Origin of the sequence: Brevibacillus brevis NBRC 100599 (genome assembly GCF_000010165.1) — a bacterium.
Taxonomy (GTDB): Bacteria; Bacillota; Bacilli; order Brevibacillales; family Brevibacillaceae; genus Brevibacillus; species Brevibacillus brevis_D.
On the sequence record NC_012491.1, the window covers coordinates 3,130,870 to 3,153,207 of the forward strand.

At 42.9% G+C, this 22,338-nt stretch carries 18 protein-coding genes; 17 read left to right on the top strand and 1 reads right to left on the bottom strand.

Annotated elements, in window-relative coordinates; genetic code table 11:
- Positions 1-10: 10 nt before the first annotated feature.
- The 15 genes from BBR47_RS14955 to BBR47_RS15030 all read left to right on the top strand — a co-directional run bounded on the left by BBR47_RS14955 (position 11) and on the right by BBR47_RS15030 (position 16,673).
- Complete coding sequence (locus tag BBR47_RS14955) at positions 11-205, top strand: PLD nuclease N-terminal domain-containing protein (RefSeq protein WP_007729128.1); 195 nt, start codon at positions 11-13, stop codon at positions 203-205.
- A 32-nt stretch (positions 206-237) separates the two neighbouring features.
- Positions 238-1,155: an ABC transporter ATP-binding protein gene (locus BBR47_RS14960; RefSeq protein WP_015891247.1), complete on the top strand. Its 918-nt coding sequence runs from the start codon at positions 238-240 to the stop codon at positions 1,153-1,155.
- A complete protein-coding gene (locus BBR47_RS14965; protein ID WP_015891248.1) occupies positions 1,155-1,940 on the top strand; it encodes an ABC transporter permease in 786 nt (261 codons plus the stop codon). Before BBR47_RS14960 ends, BBR47_RS14965 begins: the two co-directional genes overlap by 1 nt.
- A 15-nt stretch (positions 1,941-1,955) precedes the next feature.
- Positions 1,956-2,732: a CPBP family glutamic-type intramembrane protease gene (locus BBR47_RS14970; protein ID WP_015891249.1), complete on the top strand. Its 777-nt coding sequence runs from the start codon at positions 1,956-1,958 to the stop codon at positions 2,730-2,732.
- Positions 2,729-3,046: a heavy metal-binding domain-containing protein gene (locus BBR47_RS14975; RefSeq protein ID WP_015891250.1), complete on the top strand. Its 318-nt coding sequence runs from the start codon at positions 2,729-2,731 to the stop codon at positions 3,044-3,046. The genes BBR47_RS14970 and BBR47_RS14975 overlap by 4 nt, the downstream gene beginning before the upstream one ends.
- 4 nt (positions 3,047-3,050) lie before the next feature.
- Positions 3,051-3,275 carry a hypothetical protein gene (locus BBR47_RS14980; RefSeq protein ID WP_015891251.1) on the top strand — a complete coding sequence of 75 codons (225 nt, stop codon included), beginning with the start codon at positions 3,051-3,053 and terminating at the stop codon, positions 3,273-3,275.
- A gap of 685 nt (positions 3,276-3,960) precedes the next feature.
- A complete protein-coding gene (locus BBR47_RS14985) occupies positions 3,961-6,219 on the top strand; it encodes a nuclease-related domain-containing protein (protein WP_015891252.1) in 2,259 nt (752 codons plus the stop codon).
- Between the two features lie 497 nt (positions 6,220-6,716).
- Positions 6,717-8,288 (top strand): LA2681 family HEPN domain-containing protein, encoded by a 1,572-nt coding sequence (locus BBR47_RS14995; protein ID WP_015891253.1) that lies wholly within the window; start codon positions 6,717-6,719, stop codon positions 8,286-8,288.
- Between the two features lie 367 nt (positions 8,289-8,655).
- Positions 8,656-9,576, top strand: coding sequence for a hypothetical protein (locus tag BBR47_RS15000; RefSeq protein ID WP_015891254.1), 921 nt, complete (start codon positions 8,656-8,658; stop codon positions 9,574-9,576).
- 740 nt (positions 9,577-10,316) lie between these two features.
- Positions 10,317-10,991 carry a response regulator transcription factor gene (locus tag BBR47_RS15005; protein ID WP_015891255.1) on the top strand — a complete coding sequence of 225 codons (675 nt, stop codon included), beginning with the start codon at positions 10,317-10,319 and terminating at the stop codon, positions 10,989-10,991.
- Positions 10,988-12,808 carry a sensor histidine kinase gene (locus BBR47_RS15010; protein ID WP_015891256.1) on the top strand — a complete coding sequence of 607 codons (1,821 nt, stop codon included), beginning with the start codon at positions 10,988-10,990 and terminating at the stop codon, positions 12,806-12,808. Before BBR47_RS15005 ends, BBR47_RS15010 begins: the two co-directional genes overlap by 4 nt.
- A 113-nt stretch (positions 12,809-12,921) precedes the next feature.
- Positions 12,922-13,614 (top strand): GDSL-type esterase/lipase family protein, encoded by a 693-nt coding sequence (locus tag BBR47_RS15015; protein WP_015891257.1) that lies wholly within the window; start codon positions 12,922-12,924, stop codon positions 13,612-13,614.
- 21 nt (positions 13,615-13,635) lie between these two features.
- The gene (locus BBR47_RS15020; protein WP_015891258.1) at positions 13,636-15,042 is read left to right on the top strand and encodes an MBOAT family O-acyltransferase; all 1,407 of its coding nucleotides are present in this window, start codon (positions 13,636-13,638) and stop codon (positions 15,040-15,042) included.
- 15 nt (positions 15,043-15,057) lie between these two features.
- The gene (locus BBR47_RS15025) at positions 15,058-16,194 is read left to right on the top strand and encodes a DHHW family protein (protein ID WP_015891259.1); all 1,137 of its coding nucleotides are present in this window, start codon (positions 15,058-15,060) and stop codon (positions 16,192-16,194) included.
- Between the two features lie 5 nt (positions 16,195-16,199).
- Positions 16,200-16,673, top strand: coding sequence for a DUF4358 domain-containing protein (locus BBR47_RS15030; protein ID WP_015891260.1), 474 nt, complete (start codon positions 16,200-16,202; stop codon positions 16,671-16,673).
- Positions 16,674-16,777: 104 nt separating this feature from the next.
- Here BBR47_RS15030 and BBR47_RS15035 read toward each other — a convergent pair whose 3' ends face one another.
- Entirely contained in the window at positions 16,778-17,968 is a 1,191-nt protein-coding gene (locus BBR47_RS15035; protein ID WP_015891261.1) for a winged helix-turn-helix domain-containing protein, read from the bottom strand.
- Between the two features lie 400 nt (positions 17,969-18,368).
- On the opposite strand from BBR47_RS15035, the gene BBR47_RS15040 reads away from it, so the two are divergent.
- Both BBR47_RS15040 and BBR47_RS15045 read left to right on the top strand, forming a co-directional pair.
- A complete protein-coding gene (locus BBR47_RS15040; RefSeq protein WP_015891262.1) occupies positions 18,369-19,892 on the top strand; it encodes a YcdB/YcdC domain-containing protein in 1,524 nt (507 codons plus the stop codon).
- A 459-nt stretch (positions 19,893-20,351) separates the two neighbouring features.
- The gene (locus tag BBR47_RS15045) at positions 20,352-22,307 is read left to right on the top strand and encodes a GTP-binding protein (protein ID WP_015891263.1); all 1,956 of its coding nucleotides are present in this window, start codon (positions 20,352-20,354) and stop codon (positions 22,305-22,307) included.
- Positions 22,308-22,338 lie beyond the last annotated feature (31 nt).

Consider the following 22,338-nt stretch of genomic DNA (forward strand, 5'->3'; position numbering starts at 1 on the left):
GGTTTTATCCATGCCATTTGACATTCAGCTACTTGCACCTATCATTGCTATTCAATTGATCCTAGCAGTTATCGCATTAATCGACTTGGCTCGACGTGAAGCATATCGCGTTGCAGGTGGAAAAAAATGGCCATGGGCTCTCGGCATTATCTTTATAAACACCTTGGGTCCGATCGTGTATTTCTTTGTAGGCAGAAAAGACTAGCTCAAGAGAACCGAGGAAAGGGTTGACATTCTTTGCGAGTTATCGAATGTGAAGGCCTCACAAAGGAATATAAAGAGCATAAAGCGTTAAAGAACGTAACCTTTTCCGTCGATGGCATCGGTTGTGTCGGTTTTCTTGGGGGGAATGGTGCCGGGAAAACGACGACCATTCGCATCCTAACCGGATTGGCTGCACCGACCAGAGGAAAAGTGAAAGTGGTAGGCTACGACGTCGTGACTGACCGCAATAAAGTCACAAGTGAAGTAGGGTATTGCCCACAAATCCCAGCCTTTTACAACTACATGACAGCGACAGAGTGGATGCATTGGGTGGGCAAACTTTATGGATTGGACAAGCGCACAATTGCGCAGCGGACGGATGAACTCTTGGAGTTATGCGGAATCAATGAGGCGAGGAACCGCCCAATAAGCGGTTACAGCGGAGGGATGAAGCAGCGTCTGGGTATTGCCCAGGCGCTCATCCACAACCCCAAGCTACTCGTTTTGGACGAGCCCGTTTCCGCGCTGGACCCCATGGGCAGATATGACGTCTTATTGCTAATAGAAAAGTTGAAACAACATATGACTGTCTTTATGTCGACTCACATTTTGGATGACATCGAAAGAATCGCCGACCACATCGTCATCATCAAGGACGGTACGGTGGTGCTGTCGTCCAGTTTGGATCAGCTGCGAGCAAACCATGTGGAGCCACTGATTGAATTCAAGCTTGATCAACAAGACATAGATTTAACCGATGTATTGAATGGGCTAACCTGGATCAGGGAATGGAACCTAGACGGCGGTATTTACAAAGTTCTCATCAATGACATGGAAAAAGCCAAGGCACTCCTGCCGCACATTCTTTTGGAAACTGGCGGGACACTGGCGTATTATCGCTTGTCCGCATCGACCCTCGAAGATATTTTCCTAAAGGTTGTGAATAACTGATGACTTCCCACCCAATGATCAGAAAAGAATTTAATGAATTGGTCAAAACCTACAAGATTCTCATCATTCCGATTGTGTTTATTGCCTTAATGATTACACAACCGATTACGATGAAAATGCTCCCTGATATTTTGGCCAATTCCACTGGACTGCCAGAAGGGGCCGTCATCAAAATTCCAACCCCGTCTGCGCCGGAAGTACTCTCGACGGCGATTAGCAAATTCAGCTCACTCGGCACGTTTGTGTTAATCCTTATCGTCATGGGGTCCATTGCCGGAGAAAAAGCCTCAGGGGTAGCATCTATGGTATTCGTCAAGCCCATCAGTCGAGCTAAATACTATCTCGCCAAAGCCATTACCTACTACACGTTAACAATGGCAAGCATGCTAATCGGGATGGGGATAACTGCCTACTATACAGAGATCCTTTTCGGAAAACTAGATTGGACCCATGTATGGATCGGTACCTTGATGTACATACCGAATCTATTCCTTGTCGTCACAACAACGCTGTGCGCCTCCAGCTTTTTTAGCAATGCTGTTGGTGCCGGTGGAGCCTCGCTGGTATTCAATATCCTGATCTTCACTGTTCCACAATTTCTGGGTAAATTTTTGGATATGGTGTCACCAGGTGGATTGTCAAATGCGGCGATGATGGTGATTCAAGAAAACTCAACGCTGGCCCAAGCTTTCATCACAGGGTTACCGGGACTCGCAGGTGTCTTTACACTCAACATCGTGTTTTTCTTTATGGGCTGGTACTTTTTAGAGCGATCAGAAATCTAAAGAGGAGGCGTAGAAATGGAACATTTTTGGCTGATCTGGTTGGTTAGTGTACTGTGCGCTCTATGCACGATACCTATTCAATCCAACGTGATTCGCCAACAAGTACAGCTACAAGCCGCCATCTATTCTACTAACAAAGTCCCGCCTGTTTCTGTCATGGTTGCGATTATGATCATTCAGAGTTGTGTATTTTTGGCTCTGGCGACTGCGATAGGTCTATGGCTCATGTCTTCCACTGGTCTTCGACTCTGGATTCTCGATCACTGGGTGTCCAGAGCGGAGCTGCCTTTTTCCATCTGGTCGTTTTGGACTGTATCGATTGGTTCAGGTATCGCGGTAGGCCTCTTGGTAAAATGGTTGGACCGTTCTTTCTTTCAACAACACATGACCACAATAATGGGTAAAGAACCGATTTCATCAAGATTCTTCGGCTTTCTCTCGTCTTTTTACGGAGGGATTTGCGAAGAAGTGCTCATGCGTCTAGGGGTTATGACTGTTGTCGTCTTTTTGGCACAGAAGATGGGATGGTTGGGAAGTTCCTATTGGCTAGGCATCTGTGTGGCCGCCATTGTTTTCGCGGTATCCCATCTTCCAACCAATTACATGACGTACGGAAAAGGTAACGTGGTCACTGTATGGACGTTGTTGCTAAACGGTATCTTGGGCATCTTGTTTGGCTTCCTATATTGGCAATACGGTTTAGAAGCTGCGATCATCAGTCATTTTAGCGCTGACATCGTACTACATGTGATCTTGAAAAATAAAACGATAGAAAGTAGGAGAAGCAAATGATCGTTGTAACAACAGAAAACATTCCAGGATATCGTGTCGTTGAAGTGAAAGGAACAACATTCGGCTTAATCGTTCGAGCACGCGGAATTGGAGGAGACATCATGGCTGGTCTTCGTTCAGTCGTTGGTGGAGAAATCAAGGAGTACACGGTGCTCCTGGAGGACGCGCGCAAGCAGGCACTTGACCGCATGATAAAAAACGCAACTGCCATGGGAGCTAACGCTGTGGTCATGTGTCGTTACGACTCTGGAAATATGGGAAATATGGGGGAAGTTGTCGCATACGGTACAGCAGTTGTCATTGAAAAGGTGTAAATGAATGATTTATATCATTTCCTACATCGTTTTTCAGGTCTTGCTTCTCATCATTTTGCTAATCATCTCGAAAATCAAGGACAAGCGGCTGCACCAAGACCACGGCGAAGTCGTCCCGCCTGGATTTGAGCCGACGAATGAAGTGACGATCGATCCGGTAACGCAGGAAAAACGTCGTGTATACTTCAATCCGAAGACCGGGGATCGCTATTACAAAATTGAAAAATAAGCGATGAGAAGAACTGTCAACTCGTTAGGTATGCTGGATCTATCATTTGGTGGAAAGTAAGTAGATAGTAGATTTATAGTAGAAACGAGCCAAATCTTGTTTGATGACAAGATTTGGCTTTTGTTGTGTCCCAGCATGAGAGATAACTCTAGGTCGTAAGTCCCCGAACGGGGTTGGCTGGACAACCTTTCCATTTGATTGCAATGTTTACAAATTATCAGTGTTGCTCGAGTACAAAGGAATTTTTAAATGTCCTTTTCACTCTATAAAAAGCAGAAGAGATCCTAAAAGGAGAGAAAAGATACAGCACCTTTTTTAACAAATTGGCAGATTAGTTGAAGATCTAGCATGGAGCACCTTATAACAAGACAACGGTTTTCTGGAGAGACATGTCATGAAACGCTCTTAGCATATACTGGCTTGAAAAGCTGACTAACATCAATAGTAACTCCCTAGACAAGATCCTTTGTAGTAAACAGAAGCCTGATGATAAACCAATGATTAAGATTTCTGTGGAGAGTATCCAAGAAGGTTGGCTAGTCTAACAACCAACCAGAAAATAAGACAACAGATAGAAGTGGGGCGGTAATCTCTTCTTCACGAAAGAGGCATAACTACAAGATATATTACTGGTATGGTATGCTAGGAAAAATCACCAATACAAAATATTAAAGGTGTTGTGAAAATGATTATAAAAGAAGTACTAAGTTACATTAACGATCTTCCCTTTGAACAATTGTTTAATGACCAAACTATTAAAACAATAAAACAGCAAAAGAAGGATTTATCCCAGAGTGATAAGCGTTTCCTGTTAAAAAAATTAAGTGAGTTTCGCAGTTTTGATGTTCATTTCACATTTTGTGTTATTTTAGCTTACTCGATTTGGTATCCAGATGAAGCCATTGTAGAGGCAAGGAAAAAAGGTGTCTTTAGATACAAAGCATGGGGGTTTAAAACTAACTGCGCTGAATTTCTCTTAAAAAAAATAAAAGAACTATACACGTTAATATCCTATTCCGACGACACCAAACAATTTATAAATAAAAAGCTTATGTTATCTTGGATGTTTGATTTTTACAAAAAAAGCGAAGAGGATTTGATCAAATATATTAAAGAGCACCATCGAAATCGAAGAAGAACTCGTATTGGCACTGCATTCGTTGAAGAATCATTGTTTAAAGAACTTCTTGCCTATGCAGATACAATGTTTTATTTAAATAGTCGCTCATATGAGTATATTAATAAACATAAAATAGAAGGATACAATCATGAAGAAATCTGCGATAGCATTTCATATATAATTTATTTATATGACGCAACTATTGGTATTAAAAGCAATTGCCATTATATTGTTTCGGCGCAATACGTTTTATCTGATGAAATTGAGAAAATAATCTTAATGGCTTGCAAAGTTAATCAACTGCAAGAGTGGGAAATAAGTATTGATTATTTTAACTACAACGTAAAATCAATTGAAAAAAATCTCTTAATTTTCGATGACACACAACTGTTTGAAAAAAGCATTAGATTAGGCTATGTTAGGCGAAACATGCAAGAGCAGCTTTTTTATCATGAAAATATAAAACGTTCAGAAGAGAAATATTTGTCATTATCTGAAGTAGGAGATTATATAAAAGAAAAACTAGGAGAACAATTGGTAAAGGAAGTAGGATCGGGGCCATTATCAAGATATCGTTTTGAATTTCCTGAACCTCTATTTGATCCATTTCAAAATCCGGATATGTTTCAAGGTAAATTTTTCAGAGAAGAAGTGCTATCGATTGCTCATAATGCTAGAGAGATGATCATGAATAATAAAGATGCTTCTGAAAAGAAAATTACTAAAAACTGTACTTTAAATGATGTAGTGCTGTTCCAAAGGTTCTTTTCTCTTATGAACCTTATTGCCAGTCAAATCCTTTTTAATCAAAAGGATAGTAACAAGGTAATTAGGTCGTTGATCCCACATATTCAATATGAAGATTTAATTAATATACTTACAGTTTTCATGGGAGATCGAGTCAGAGCAGAGGAACTTCTTCAACTCTTTACCTATAAAAAAGATTTAAAACTAGATTTACAGTATACTCCTTTCGTACAAGCTTCAGGTGGATTGTTTTTTTCAAATTCAATAGTTTCAAAATCAAATTTATTAAGAAATTGTATAGCATATTCTTACTTAGCAAAAAATCAACTTGTTAACCAAGATGATCGTGAGACATTAGTTCAGGAGTGTATCCGGATCTTTTCAGAAAGACATCAAGAATATCGTGTGTTCTCTAACAAAAAGTTCTCTTACTGTGGGCAGAACGGAGAAGTCGATATTTTAGTAATTTCTGACCAAGATGTTATTATTATTGAATGTAAATCTCCTTTAAGTCCAACAAGTAATTTTGAAATGCGAGCAAGTGTTGAACATATCAATAAGGCTGCAAAACAACTTGATCATTGCAACGCTGCATTTATGGATAAGGCATTCAGAAAGAAATATCTGAAAAGCTTAAACATATCGGATCTTCCACGTAGTATACATACTTGTATAGTTTTTGGAAATAGACTCTTTAATGGATATTCAGTTAACGGTCATCCAATACGATATGTGAGAGAACTTGATATGATATTAAATAACGGACATATATATTCTGGTGCAGGGACGTGGCGTGTGTGGCAAAGTGAAGAGTTTAAACATGAAGAGCTTATTTCCTTCTTATCTCCTGACCATCCCCTAATGATTTCTAATTTTAATTCGATGGAGAAGGTTGAGCAGTATATGTTTATTAAAGGGAGAAAAGTATGCTTTGAAACTTATGTATTTAACTTTGTAAAAGCCATGGAACAATATGATATGCATTTTTCCACTAAGAATAAAAATGACACTGTTCGAGAAAAAATTCATTCTAATTATGAAAAATACAAAAAATTTAATAATAGTAGAAAGAGGTAGCCTTAAGACAATTGAGAACAGCGATCCAACTTTAGACATGTAAAGCTGTAAATTATTGCGTTTTATGGTTCAGACTTGGATAGGAGTGTGCTGGTATGTCGTGGTATAAAAAACCTTATTCAATGGCTCTTAAAAAACGAACCTTAAAAGTAAAAAAACATGCCACCGAAAGGATAGGCATGCTTGAGAAAAGAGCATTTCGACAATTAAAGTATCTAGTTGTTTGCCATCCAATTTATACTTTTAGTGGATTAGAACTAAATGTGTTGTCAAGCGTTTCGATTTTTTTACAGATGATTTTATTCGGTTACGAGTATTTTAGTCTGTTATGGTGCTTTCAACTGGTTTAGATAGAGGAATCAAGCCAACGATTTTATTTTTCATGAGCACAAATACTTTTTTCCGTCGAGAAGACGGCAGCGCAATTACTAATTATGGACAATGAATTCCGTTATTACTAGATAGTTTGGAATAGTAGACCTGCGAGGAGGAAGATCATGATTAATGAAGATATACATACTGTTGGATTATTTGCAGATAAGGCTTTTGATAAAAGAGATTTGGACACGCTACACAAAATAGCTGAAGATTGTCTAAATTGGGTCGAGTCTGGAGAGTACAACCTTCTTGAAAAAGGAATTCTTGCTTATCATGGGGCTACTTCCTATAGCAATTATATTTATCTAAAATACAAAGGAACTTTGAGTTATTCTGAGAACATAAATAACGAACAAGATTTTGAGATGTGTTTATTGTTGTTTCGGTTGTCAATTGAAAACTTAACTTATTATCAAGCAAATGAGGATATAAAGGAAGAGTCAGAAGAATTTCGTTATGTTACTAACTATTTATTAATGGCGTATACCAACTATGCAAACTTGCTGAATACATGTGGCAGGATGATTAAGGCACTTTCATATTCGAAAATTGGTGTTGAACGAAATTTTTCAATGGCAATAGGAAACTATGCAGGATTCTTAATGGATTATGCTATACATGATTATGATAATGGTCATCAAGCAGTTTTTGCGAATAAATCTTACCATCTTCTAAAAGAAGTGCTGGAATTAGAAGAATTAGATGAGAATGCTACTGAGCACTATACGTACTTAAAAAATAAATTAGAGCAATGGTATCCAACTGAATTTCTAGAGAAACGTAATGAACTTAAAGAGTATTCATTTGGGGATTCTGAGGACGAAATCAATTATCGAAAATGGTGTGTTGAAAATTTTTTGTTCCTAAATACGTTAAATGATGCTTTTCCTCATTCCATTTCAGCAAATGATATCTTACATTTACCAGACATCATTAGTAAAATTGATGAAGGGTCTAATTATCATGGATTGTTCAACCAGATAAAGCAAGAATATGTATCGGCTAGATTCATGGTATATGATGCTTTATCCTTTGAAGGAGCACATTTCTCAGATAAAGATGTTCATCTTGTCAATACATTGGATTATCCTACCTACGGTATTTCAATAGAGAAAATGAAATATTCGTATAGAAGTTTATATTCTCTATTTGATCGCATTGCATTTTTCATAAATGAATATTTTGAAATAGGGATTAAAGAAAGAGATGTATCTTACCGTTCTATATGGCAAGGGTCAGTTAATAAAGGGAAAAACTCTTACGACTTAAAAGTGAACTTAAAATCCAAAATGACAGGTGAGGAGACATTTAATCTTCCATTAGTAGGTCTTTATTGGTTATGCAAAGATATTGGGAAAGAAAAGGTAAAACACCACTACATAGAACCAGCAATTGAACATATTTCCAAAATTCGGCATCATTTGGAGCATCGATACTTAAAGGTCCATGATAGCCTTTTGTATCCAATAATCAAAGACTCATTTCCCAAAAGAGAGGATCCGTTAGCCTTTTCCATAACAGTTGATGAGTTTAAAGATGCAGCTATGAAACTCATTACTTATGTGAGAGAAGGGATTATCTTATTAACTATGGCTGTGCATTTGGAAGAACAGAATAAGAGAAAAAAAGAAGACTCTTACGTGTCAATGCATATGGATCGATACGACGATAATTGGAAGCAACTTTTTTGAAAAAGTTTTTCAGCAAGAGGTAAATAGTGGGTAGATCAACGACGGTAACAACTTTTAAGGACGGGAATCGTTATAAAATTAGAGAATTCGTTGCAGAAGTATCCCCAGTGGTGCGGTACAATAAGTGATGCTAAATATTGTGTGTCGGGTATGACGGGGAAATGTTAGTGAGCCGTCTATAAAGGAATTTCAGAGCCTCTGAGACATTGAGTTTCAGGGGTTTTTAGTGCTCCTGACCATTCGCCATCTCCCAAAATGTGGTATGATAATGAAGAGACAATCCCATTGGATACAGAATTAAAACGGATGCATTTGTGATTGGTTTATTATACAAAATACTACACATGTTGTTAAAGTAGGAGATTTTATGAAAGTAAAAGCTTATACCAAAAGAGAGAATAGAAATCGTACAGACTTAGTATCGGCATGGGAGATATACCGCTTGAAGAAAAAGAACCCAGAGGAATATAAGGGTAGAACATATTACAGTACTCACTATGACCAAGAAGACATTAGAGAAATGATACATGTTAATGGTCGAGGCAAAAAACCAAATCCGTTTTTTCAATATAAGAATGCAACAGAAGATCATGATGGGGGTGAGGGAATTACACACCAGTACGTAAAAGAAATAATTGGAGAGTTAAAAGTTTTGAATTTCGTGATAAATAATAAACCAATAGTAATTCATGCGAGAGAGTCAAAATTAGAATATAGATTCAATACTAATAATGGAGCATTTCAAGTAGACATTTTTGTTGAAATTGAAAAATCTATTCCAATTGATTACTTAGACAAGTGGCTGGGTGTACTTGCGATCGAAATTTATGATACCCACAAGACAGGTGAAGAGAAAAGCTTCGCACTTGAGAAACATGGAATTCCAGTTATTGAAGTTAAGATCCCCCACTCTCTTGATTTATCGGGGATCTATGAAAACGAGAAACTTCTAGATATAAAGTTAGGTGGTATTAGAAGGATGTATGAAAGCAAAATATATGGGAAGTTGTTATCAGATCCTGAATCTGAATATTATAGGCTTAAAAAACAAAATCAAATGCTTTTTAATGAGATTTCAAATATTAAACAAAAAATGTCGATGTACAATGAAGAGAACAGTTTACTTCAAAGTAAATGCAGTAAACTAAGTGAAAGAATTATTAGAATTGAAGAAGACAAAAACAACTTACTTACCCAACTAAAATGTGCGCAACGAATTATAAAAGAGCTTGAACAAAAAAATCAAGAAAGTTGGTGGAAAAGACTTTTTGGCCCTGTCAAGAAATAGAATTAATGATAAAGCTATCGAGGAAACCTCATGCTCCCAATCTTAAAACTTATTATGAGAGATTATGTAGGCCGTATCGCAATGGTACGGCTTTTTTTGTTGATGTATCCTTCGCCACGGTGAACCGTATCACTCAATAGTGGTTAAGCAGAAAATTGAATTGAAGGTTGTGTTTTTGAATCATTTAGGAGAGTAAGGAGCAGTAATTTAGTTATCCAAGTCAATATTCAAACTTGTAAAAAAGAAGGACAATCAAGGAGGCGATTAACCTATGAAAGATGCGTTAATGTTGACATTAAAGAGTTTCCTTCAAAGAGCCGATTCTAAAGCGCACAGCAGCGACTGAATGTAAGCTTTAATGAGGACTACGTGCTTTTTATCCGGACGTTTTAGGGAGCGTAAGCAGGTCTTGTGGTACATGCATTTCTCTAATGGCTCTTGTGTAGGAAATGATACGTTTGTTAATTTGACCTCTGGGGTTTCGGCAGCAATTCTAGCAACTTCCCTTTGCAGAGGTTTTACAAACCGGTAACACGATACCAGGGAGATCAAGTTATTGGCAGATTCATTCAAGATGCTGATCGAGGAAAATTTTTATGAATGCTGAGTCCAATTCGGTAGACCATCTCCAATTCTGGTAATTGGCGTCCTCTACGACCGCCATATTGTGACGACCGCAAAGTCATGATACCATTCTAAAAAATATCTTTTGGAGAGATAGAGGGCGAGAGGTCATTAGCATGGCGAAAACGATACTGATTGTGGAAGACCAGCAGGTTTTGCGAGAGATTATGAAGGAATACTTGATGGACGAGGGATACGAAGTGCTGGAAGCGGGGGACGGGAGTCAGGCTCTGACGTTATTTCAAGAGCATGAAGTGCATTTGATCATTCTGGACGTTATGCTGCCAGAATTGGACGGGTGGTCAGTATGCAGACGCATTCGCAAAGTTTCCAACGTCCCCATTCTGATGTTAACAGCTCGTTCAGATGAGGATGACACGTTGCTTGGGTTCGAGCTCGGGGCGGACGATTATGTGGTGAAACCGTGCAGTCCTCCCATCCTGCTGGCACGCTCCAAACGGTTGCTGGAAAACCGACAAATGCACGAACCGGGGGATATGTTGTCCGGTGGGGGGATTACGATTCACTTGCCGTCCCGAACCGTTTCGATTGAGGGTAAGAATTATAGCCTGACGCACACGGAATATGAAATTTTGGCCTACTTGATGAAAAACAAAGGCATTATCCTCTCTAGAGAACAGCTCATTATAAAAATCTGGGGTTACGACTTTATCGGCGAGGATCGTACGCTCAGCAGCCATGTTCGGAATTTGCGTTCCAAGCTGGGAGATCATGCGAAGCATATCGTCACGGTTGTTCGTTCCGGTTATAAATTCGAGGAGCGACCATGAGAACAAGCATTGTACGCAAGCTATTTCTGCTCACGACGGGATTATGCCTGTCTGTGATCGCGAGCATTTTTATCGGACAAACCGTATTTTTCGAGCAGTATTATGTGCACCAAAAGGTAGAGAAGGTGAAGGAAGCTCTTCAATCCTATCGGCAAAACGAGTTGACTCATGACGGGGCTTCCCAGGATGAAGTCAGGAAGGAACAGGAGTTTTATCAAAAGACGAATGCCTGGTTCGTTCGACTGGATGATAGAGGCCAGTTGAAATATACGGACGATTTCCAGATGGAGGTCCGTCTGGAGGACTCAGACATCATCCCTGCTCTTTCTGGCAAGTCGCTTGTCGTTCCGTTGTACACGGTCATGGATGTGGAGGATATAAGCACCGATACCCCCTTCCTCGATCCTTATGTGAAAGTGGGACAACAGATTGCCATGGAAGGGATCATGTTCAATAATCATTGGTTTGCGCAACGGATCGGGAGGAGTGTCTCCAATCTCAGAGAGGAAGATCAACTGGAGAATCAGCAACTCGTCAAAAAAGAGTATGAGGTCGTCCCGAGATTCAAGAGTGGCACCGAATACCATGAGCGGTATCCCAGCGTTTTGTTTCGTGGAACCATCACACAGGTCCGAAAACCGCAAGGCGCGGATGTATCTCGCTATATGAACCGCTTATTTCTTGAACGGGTGAAAGCTTTTCAAGCGGATCTTCTCTACGGAGATGTTGTGGAGCAAACAAGCACCATAATGGACTACCAAGAGAACAATATCGATTACAAAATATTCGTTGAGCGCGTGACCGATCAAACAGGGAAACCCGCCTATCTGTTTGCCATGACATCGTTGCAGCCCGTAAACGAAGCAGCGGAGATCATGCGAAGTTATTACGGCTACATTATTGCGGGTACCTTGCTGCTCGTTCTGCTCGCCTCCTTCTATTACTCCCGCAGAATAGCAGGTCCTTTGCTCCGCATGGATGACATGACGCAAAAAATGGCCAAGCTAGACTTCTCTGAAAAAATTCCGATCAAGACAGAGGATGAGATCGGTAGCCTGTCACGGAATATTAATCGGCTTTCGGATATGCTGCATGCTCATATTGTCCGGCTGGAGCAGGATATTGAGAAAGAAAAGCGGCTGGAGCAAACGCGTAAAGAATTTATAGCGGGCGTGTCGCATGAGCTGAAAACTCCACTCAGCATCATGGAAAGCTGCCTGTACATTTTGAAGGATAAGGCGGACAGCCCGAAGCGTGACTACTATTTTGCTGCGATGGAAGATGAAGTGCAGAAGATGAACCTGCTGGTTACCGATATGCTGGAATTGGCAAAATATGAATCCGGTACGTATAGAATGCAGATGGATTCGTTCCGGATTGATGTGCTACTGGAGAAAATCTGCGTAAAGTTGGCACCGGAACTCGCCGGCAAGCAGTTACAATTGCATCACCGTTTATTCCCAGTTGAAGTCATCGCCAATCAGCATCGAATCGAGCAGGTGATCGTGAATTTCTTGACAAACGCTATACGCTACACGCCGGAACAAGAGGATATTGTCATCTCGACGGTTGAAGGGGAGGTTACCGTCAAGATTTGCATCGAAAACAAAGGCGTCCAGATTCCTGCCGAGCAGCTGGAGAAGATATGGGATCGCTTCTACCGAGTTGAGCATTCCCGCAACCGTACGACCGGGGGAACCGGTTTGGGCCTGGCGATCTCCAAGCAGATACTAGAACTACACGGGGCGGACTATGGGGCAATGAATACGGACGAAGGCGTCTTGTTCTATTTTGAATTGAAGAAAACGAAAGTGTAGAACTTCGGTTCTGCACTTTTTTTATTGCATTTCTACCCAATCTGCAACTGATCTGCATCTGATCTTGATATCCGACGATTACTCTTTACCTTGTTCAAGAAGAAAGGGGAAAGATGAAAGTGCAAAAGAAAATGATGGGTATTACACTGTTCGCCATGGTCGCCTTAACGGTTGCTGCATGTGGCACCAATGGACAACCACAACCACCCGCTTCCGAGATTACCAGACAAGCTGGTGACATCTCCACTCCGGAGCAAACCTCATATGCATCACTGTATCAAACAAGCGTTTTTCTCGGAGATTCGATTACGGAGGGATTGTCTTACCATGATGTGTTGAAAGAGGAGAACGTGCTGGCAGGTGCAGGGAAAACGGCTGAATTCGCGCTGGAAGATTTGGACGAATTAGTCAAGCGAAAGCCTGAGCATATTTTTATCCAACTGGGTTCGGACGACATTTTATGGCCGACCGACCACCCCAAGGAATATTCGTTATCGTACTACGCTCAATTGATCGAGCGCATCAAGGAAAGGCTCCCTGAGGCGTCCATCACGATATTATCCGTTACACCGGTTACGGCCAAGGCAGAAAAAGCGGAGCCCCGCTATCAAAATATCGGTGACTACAATAAGGGATTGAAAGAGCTGGCAAGCAAGGTAAAAGTCGGATACATCGATGTATCGTCAATTGTTGCCGATCATCCTGACATGTACGATGAGGACGGCATTCATTTCCAGGCCAAGTTTTATCCGATCCTGCTCGATTACGTAAAAGATGAGCTGGCGCGTATGGAGAGCGCAAAATAACGGCGCGGGAGGAAACGAACGTTGGTATTCAGCAGTCTGATTTTTCTGTTTCAATTTTTGCCCGCCGTGCTGCTCGTTTATTATTTGTCGCCCAATAAGCTGAGAAATGCTGTTCTGTTCGCAGCGAGCCTCATCTTTTATGCATGGGGCGAACCGGTATATATCATCCTCATGATTTTTACAACGGTATTTGATTATATCAACGGGCTTGTGATCGGCAAGTACAGACACCGTAAGCCGATCGCCAAAGTAGTGTTGTTCATTTCCATCTGCGGTAGTTTGGCGATTCTCGGTTTCTTCAAATACTCCGGGTTTGTCGTTTCGAATGTAAATGATCTATTCGGTCTGCATATTCAGGTGGCTGATCTGCCACTACCCGTCGGTATTTCCTTTTATACATTCCAAACGATGTCCTATGTAGTGGATGTATATCTTGGTAAAGTGCCGGCACAACGAAATTTCGTCGCTTTCGGCACTTACGTCACGATGTTTCCTCAACTGGTCGCAGGTCCCATCGTCAAATACGGAGATATTGCGGAGCAGCTGGTCTTTCGTAAAGTGACGCTGGAGAGGTTCGGCGAAGGAGCGGAATGGTTCATCCGGGGATTGGCCAAAAAAGTACTGCTCGCCAACAATATCGGACTCTTATGGACCAATGTGAAGTCGACGCCGATGGAGGAATTGACGGTCCTTTCCGCGTGGCTCGGCATTTTGGCGTTTACGTTTCAAATTTATTTTGATTTCAGCGGGTATTCGGATATGGCGCGCGGGCTCGGCAAAATGTTCGGTTTTGAATTCCCGGAAAACTTCAACCATCCGTATATTTCACGAAGCGTCACAGAATTTTGGCGCAGATGGCATATTTCCCTCGGTTCCTGGTTCCGGGAGTATGTCTATATTCCGCTCGGCGGCAACCGGTTTGGCTTGGGCAAGCAGTTCCGAAACCTCTTGATCGTATGGTTCTTAACGGGACTGTGGCATGGGGCGAGCTGGAACTTTATCGTATGGGGCTTGTATTTCGGCTGTTTCGTTGTGTTTGAGAAGCTGTTTTTACTGAAATGGCTGAAGCATTGGCCCAACTGGGCAGGACATCTCTACACGCTGCTGATTGTCGTCGTCGGGTGGGTCTTTTTTGAATTCGAACATTTGCCTTCCGCGTGGATTTTCATCAGTACGATGTTTGGTTTCGGAGTGCAAGAATGGGTGGATCGCCAGGCGCTCTACGAACTGACGACGTATGGGGGATTGCTCGTTCTGTTGGCCTTATGCACGACACCGCTACCTGGGAAAGTATGGGAGCAAATGAAAACACGATGGAATTCGGTAGGCATGATCGCTGCTCTAGCATTTTCTATCATTAGCTTGGTTTTGTCGTCCGCTTATTTGGTCTTTGAGGATTACAATCCATTCTTATATTTTCGGTTTTGAGAGGAGGGAGAGGCCTTGACCAGCTATGACAAATGGACACGAGCCGTGACGGGCTTGTTGTTCTTGCTGTTTATCCTCGTGGTGGCTGTTTTGAACATACTGACTCCTGATCAGGCGTTCTCGGAGTCGGAAAACAGGGTGCTAGAAAAGAAGCCGCCATTTTCACTACGATCACTGCTGGCGGGGAAGTTCACTTCTGATTACGAAGCTTATATCACCGATCAATTTGCTTTCCGGGACGTTTGGATCGGGCTAAAAACGGATGCGGATCGTGTTATGGGCAAAAAGGACAGCAACGGTGTTTATCTGGGCAAGGACGGGTACCTGATTCAACATTTCTCATCGCCGCTGGATGCCGAGGTGAAAGACAGAGTTCAGGCCATTCGGTCGATTCACCAGACAGCGCCAGACCTTCGTAAGTACATCATGCTGGTACCAACCGCCGCGTTGCTTCAGGATAAACTCCCTGCCTACGCGCCAATGGGCGACGAGCATGCTGCGCTCAATCGAGTTCGGCAATCGCTTCCATCTGATATTCGCTTCGTTGATGTCTATCCCGCGCTGTCTGCCGGGCGAGAAGATGCCATTTTTTATAAAACAGATCATCATTGGACAAGCAAGGGCGCTTATTATGCCTATCGGGTGTTGTGCAAGCAGATGGGGATTGTTCCAAAAGACGAAGCTGCGTTCAACATTCGGGAGGTGACAGATGCATTCTACGGATCACTCTATTCGAAAAGCGGCTTTCGTCATCTACAGCCCGATCGTATCGATCTCTATCTGCCGAAGGAGGAAAGCAAAAAGAAGGTGGAGTACGTGGACGAAGGACGTACTGCGGATTCTTTGTACCAGATGGATAATCTGTCCAAAAAGGATAAGTATACAGTATTCCTGAACGGCAACCATGCACTGGTACGAATCACAACGGACCATCCGGACGGGAAGAAGCTGCTAGTAGTGAAAGATTCGTACGCCAATAGTCTGATTCCCTTTTTGGCTGAACACTTCGCGGAGATTGATGTCGTAGACCTTCGATATTATGAGGAATCCGTAGCAAAGCTCATCCAAGATCGGCAGTTTCACGACATGCTATTCCTTTACAATGTCAAAACGTTTTTTGAAGACACCTCTATTCTGAACATCCTGGAGTGACTGGAATGAAGCGATTTTTGTTTGGACTACTTATGTTTGCAATCGGAATGGGAATGTTGACCGGATGCTCCAGTGACGGCGGGACTTCCGAAGAACTTTCGGCCGCCGAAGTGGGAGAAAGAATTCAACAAACAGTAAGCTTACAGAATATGAAGCAGGGGGATCTAACGAAACTGCAAAAGTTGTATCAGTTCGAGGCAGACAAAGTGGAGGATTTCATTCTGTACACGGCTTCATCCAATGTAAAAGCGGATGAACTGGCTGTTATCAAAGTCAAAGATGCGAGCGATACCGAACATGTAATAGAGAAAATACAACAACGGATCGAGGCCCAAACAATCAAATTGAAAGACTATCGCCCAGAGGAGTATTTTCTCATCGAAAAACATGTTTTGAAGACGAGTGGGCCGTTTATTTTATTCGCGGTGTCGAAAGACGTGGATCAAATAGAATCTGTGTTTGACGAAGTGATGAAGTAAATGTCTGGTGAAATAGTGTTTTAGACTGGAGTTGTTGATCTAACGCGGTAGTTTAAGACCTTGGAAATAAAGTCTTAGACTACCGCTGGTGTTTTGCTTGTTATTCAAATTAACGTTGTCGAAATCGTCTCGCATCCGTTGAATAATGCAAAATTTTGAAAACAATTGTTCAAAGCTGTTCGCAATTGCTTTGTTGGCTTTATGTCGTTCTCGTACCAGATGTTTTTAACAACGAGCGTCCCGGCTTTTCGTTCCACGATTACCTCGGCTCGTCCGATGAAGCTCTCTCCATACAATAGAGGCAGCACATAATAGCCGAATTTCCGTTTGATTGCAGGCGTGTAAATCTCCCAAGTATAATCGAAGCCAAACAATTTGTTGATCAGCTTTCTGTCCCATATCAAATTGTCCAGCGGAGCAATCAGCTCGCAGCGTAATTTCGGCGATGGATTTTGCAGGACGGCTTCAATAAGCGGCAAATCCTCCGTGCGACAGTATAGCGTATCCTTCATTTGTTCTACGGTAACAGCAACAATGCGATCTTCGTGTAACAGTTGGCGGAAAACCTCGTTGCGCTGCTCCGCTTTCAATCCCCATATATTCAGCCAGGCATCGGATGCGCGATTCCATAAAAGGCCAACAGCGCCGATTCGACGCAGTACCCGCCACTTGTGATGCTCAAGCTCGTCCTCCAGTGGCTCCGGTGCATTTAGCAGGTTGGGCGGTATGTACTTCTCGGCAATATCGTAGTATTTACGCGTTCCTTTTTTATGATGGATAATCAACTCGCCTGTCGAGTACATCTGTTCTAGCACCGATCGCGATGTATTGTTTCCGCTGCTCCAGTGGATGGCCGATTGCCAAGTGAAATCTCCATCCAATTTCAGTTCATCCGAACTTAGCGTACCGTGATTTTGAATATGAGTCCGTACTTGCGCTGTCAAGCCCTCCATTTCGGGATAGCGCTTGGCATGTTGTCGGGCGGCTTGCCTGTATCGCTCAAAATACGGCCAGTCCTCGATAGGGATAATGGCCAAATTCTTGTCGGGATAATCGATCAGGAATCTATCTTGATACAGCAATTCGTCAAGCATATTCTTGGTAAATCCTTTAATTCGCGACTGCAGAACCAGTTCGGCGTTTTTTCCGCAAACATCGATGGGATCAAATTGAATACAGCCGACCTGCCGCACAAAATCCAATACGCCCTGCTTTCCGGTAAATTGATATTCGCCCAACAGCCCGTGCTTCATTAACAGAAATTGCCTTGCTTGGCGGTTCGTCAATTGGATCATGTACGCGTCGACTCCTTAACGAAACAGACGGGAGCAGCTTGCACATGCTGATGGATGGCGAAGTTGCTTATCACAATAAAGTTACGATTTGCTTCTTGCCATAATGGAGGTATTTCAACCACGCCTATTCCCCCTATCTGTAGGAATATACACATAATACGAACTAATGTTCCTGTGATATTTTACCATTGTCTGAAGCATAAAAACAAGAGCTATTGAAAAATAACTGCCCGTTAGTTAAATAACTTGCCGCCAGTACCCTTAACTATAAAAGGACTTATCCTGATTTTTACAGGGTGGGTCCTTCTCTGACTTATCATCGTTATATTCGAATCGAACTGTAACCTTTTGGAATTTCAAACGAATAACGTAAATGAAAACATTTCCAGGAGGTACGAAGATGAGAATGATGAATCGAGCTATCCTGTCATTAATCGCTGCTTCTGTAGTAGCGACAACACCAGCGTGGATGGCTGAACCGGGTTTCGCAGAAGGAAAAACAAAAGCTGTTGATCCAACAATATTAGACAATATTAACAAGACAATAGATAAATTATCCAAGGCACTTCCCTATATGAAAGAATTGCCTAATCAAACGATGGCTATCAATGAAAAAAGCGGTGTGGTCGTAGTCACACGAACAAATAAAGCCGACAGATCCGCGCCGCAGTTGACCATCTATTTGGATAGGAGAAGCGGAGAAGTAAACAGCTTCGATTTGGAAGTGGAAGTTCCCAACAAAGAAGACAAGTTTTCTTTGGAGGTCCAAAAGGAAAAAGCGCAGACATTTCTGAAGGAATTATTCGGGCAGCTGGCAACGGAGCTGCAATTCGATGAGAGTGAATCGAAGAGAGTAAATGAAGTGGTATTTAGAAGAGTGATCAATGGCGTCCCTTATCTAAACCAGAATGTATTTGTTGATGTGAATTCACAGGGGCAAATTGTCAGCTTAAACAAAGACGAAAATAGCTCTTCCCTTATCGACGTCTCTAAGTTCCCCGAACCAACGAAGGCTATTTCGTTAGAACAAGCGGAAAAAGCCCTGACAAGCATGATGAAGCTCGTATATCGTCTGGGGCCAGCAGGTAACGATCCTGTTTTAACCTATCAACCCATGTGGTCCGGTTATATGGATGCCCAGACTGGCATGTCGCAAGAAACGAGGAGTGCACAATTTCAACCTTTATCAGGTCAGTTGTCCCCCGCCATCCCACTAACCCCTGGCAATCAAAAATTAATGGCCAAAAACAAAGATGAGGCTGTTGCTCTTTTGAAGAGCATCGTCGGTTTCGATCCTGCCGGAGCAGCTTTTTCTGAACAGAGCTTCTCTGACCGCATGCGTGAAGGCATGAAGGAATTTAGATGGCAAAAAGGTGAACAGAGCGGTTTTGTGATCGTTCAGGAGAAAACAGGGCAAGTAACGTCAGTAGGTGTGGAAGAGAAGACGAAGATTGAACGCAAAGTTACTAAAAAAGTGACGCGTGAAGACGCTCAGAAGACTGCTGTTCAGCTTTTGCAAACTTATTTGAACACGGATACCAAAATGATTGTATCAGAAGTCAATAGCTACTATTGGCAAGGGGATCATTACACTTTTACGTTTTATCCAACCGTTCACGATATCCCGATCATTGATCAAACCTATGCAGTCACGATTAATGGTGAAACAGGCATGCCAGTGCAAATGAGTGGGGAATTTGGACTCAGGAAGCTGAACTTGCCCACCCCCAACAAAGCAGTAAGTGCTGAACAGGCGGCAAAAGAGTACCTCAAGTATCATCCGCTTAAACTGGTATACATGAAGCCTATCATTGGCGGACAAAAAGCTGAACTTCCCGTCCTTGCCTACATAGCAGAGCGAAATGAACAAGCAGGAGACAGCATCGATGCTTTTACAGGTCAAATCATCCAGCATAAAGAATGAGTAATCAAGTGCTTGCTTCTTAAGAAAACGAGAAGCAAGCACTTGTTTTCAAAAGGGGAGGGAGCCGGACGCATCGAAAACGGTAACCCTATTCGCTACCATTTTCATACGGACCCATTTATCTTACACGGATAAACACTAAAACATTATCTCTTGATAACACACGTTGGAACCCGTTATTCAAAAGACAACGTGCAGCTGGACCCACACGTCTACCAATCATTAAAAATCGGTTGCATGGTGCGGCACTTCCAATGATGCTAACGTCGCGAATAATTCGCCTCCGTACGCCATGCACTACGGTACGTCTGAAAAGGATCAGGATTCAAATGGAGGAAGCTTGGCAACTGATACGAGCCTGCAGGAAATGAAAATGTGCGAAACTATTCTTCTGCTCCATTCTTATGTTTTAATGAGAAAAGAAAAATGCAGTCGAGTAGCTATGGAAGAGGGAATAACATGAAGCGTCTAACGATCGGCTTGTTTGCCCATGTGGATGCGGGCAAGACTACTTTCGCCGAACAGTTGCTATACCATACGAACAGCATCCGGTCGCGGGGCCGGGTGGATCATCAAGATGCCTTTTTGGATAGCCACGATATCGAGAGGCAAAGAGGCATTACCGTGTTCGCCGATCAGGCGGTTATGCACCATCAGGGCGACGTTTATTATTTGATCGACACACCCGGACACGTCGATTTTTCTTCTGAGATGGAGCGGGCGATCGGGGTAATGGATTACGCTATCGTGATTGTCAGTGCGGTAGAAGGTGTTCAGGGTCATACCGAGACAGTTTGGCAGTTGTTGCGCAAACATCGGATACCGACATTTTTCTTTATCAATAAAACAGATCGGATCGGCGCGGATGCCAGCAGGACAGAAGAGGAGATACGCAGTCAGTTGACAGCGGATGTCTGTTCCATCAAGGACAGCTTCGCCAACGGTATCGTCGCTGAGGGGCTGCGAGAGATGATGACGGAGCGGAACGACTCATTGCTAGAAGCGTTCATAGAGGAAAGAGAGGATCAAGCTTTTTGGCTGGGGGCCTTGCAGGAGATGATACGGGAAGGACGTCTTTTTCCCTGCGCTTACGGCTCGGCACTACAAGATGATGGCGTTTTAGAATTCCTGAATCAACTGTCCTTGTTGACGACCGCGTCCTACGACGAGACAGCTCCATTCGGGGGGCGCATTTATAAAATTCGACACGCAGCAAACGGATTGAGACTAACACTCGTCAAAGCGCTGAGCGGCAACCTGAAGGTACGGGAGCTGCTCAGCTATGAGAGCGGTGGACTTCGATACGAAGAGAAGATTACACAAATCTTATTGTTTACGGGTAAAAAATCGCACTCGGTTGAACAAGTAACTGCTGGCGATTTGTTCGCGGTCGTCGGCTTGTCCGAGGCCGAAGCTGGTCAAGGGGTGGGGCTCTACTCAGACAATTTTGCTTATGAGACCAAGCCGACGCTACAGTCGAAAGTACAGTTTGACGGTTCGCTTCACGTGCAGCAAGTACTAGGTGCGTTTCGCATTCTGAATGCGGAGGACCCGTCTTTGAATGTGGTTTGGGAAGAGAGTTTGCAAGAGATTCACATTCGCGTCATGGGTCTGATCCAATTAGAAGTACTGGAGCAGGTTGTGAAGGAACGCTTCGGTTTCGATATCTCTTTCGGTCAACCGGAAATCTTGTATAAAGAAACGATACAGTCTGCTGTGACAGGATATGGACACTTCGAGCCGCTCAGGCATTACGCGGAAGTGCACCTCCTGCTTGAACCAGGAGAGCGAGGCAGCGGGATCCACTTCACTAGTGTATGTCATCCTGATGAACTGAGTTTTAACTATCAGAATCTGGTTCAGTCTCATCTCTACGAACGGGAGCATCATGGGCTTTTGACAGGCATGCCGGTCACCGACATGAAAATTACGCTCCTAAGGGGTCGTGCACATAACGAGCATACGCATGGGGGTGACTTTCGTGAGGCCACCTTCCGTGCGCTGCGTCAGGGGCTGGAGAAAGCGGAGAATATGCTGTTAGAACCTTATTATGACTTCAAAATAAAGGTGGGAATGAACGAGATGGGGAGGGTACTGTCGGATGTTCAGCGCGCCTCCGGTTCGTTCGAACCACCGCAGATGTCGGACACGCATGCGATCATTACAGGAAGGGTGCCCGTAGCTACATTCATGAATTACAGCACCGAATTGGCTTCTTTTACGCATGGACGCGGTAGCATCCGCTGTGTATTTGGCGGATACGATCGCTGCCATAACGCGGAGGAAGTAATCGAAAGGAAAAGCTATGAAAAGGAGGCAGATCCTGTTTATACATCCTCTTCGATCTTTTGCGCCAAGGGGGCAGGCTACTCAGTACCGTGGGACGAGGTAGAAGCAAAGATGCATCTGCTCTAAGCAGAACCGAGCAGGGCTGTACCAAGAGTTT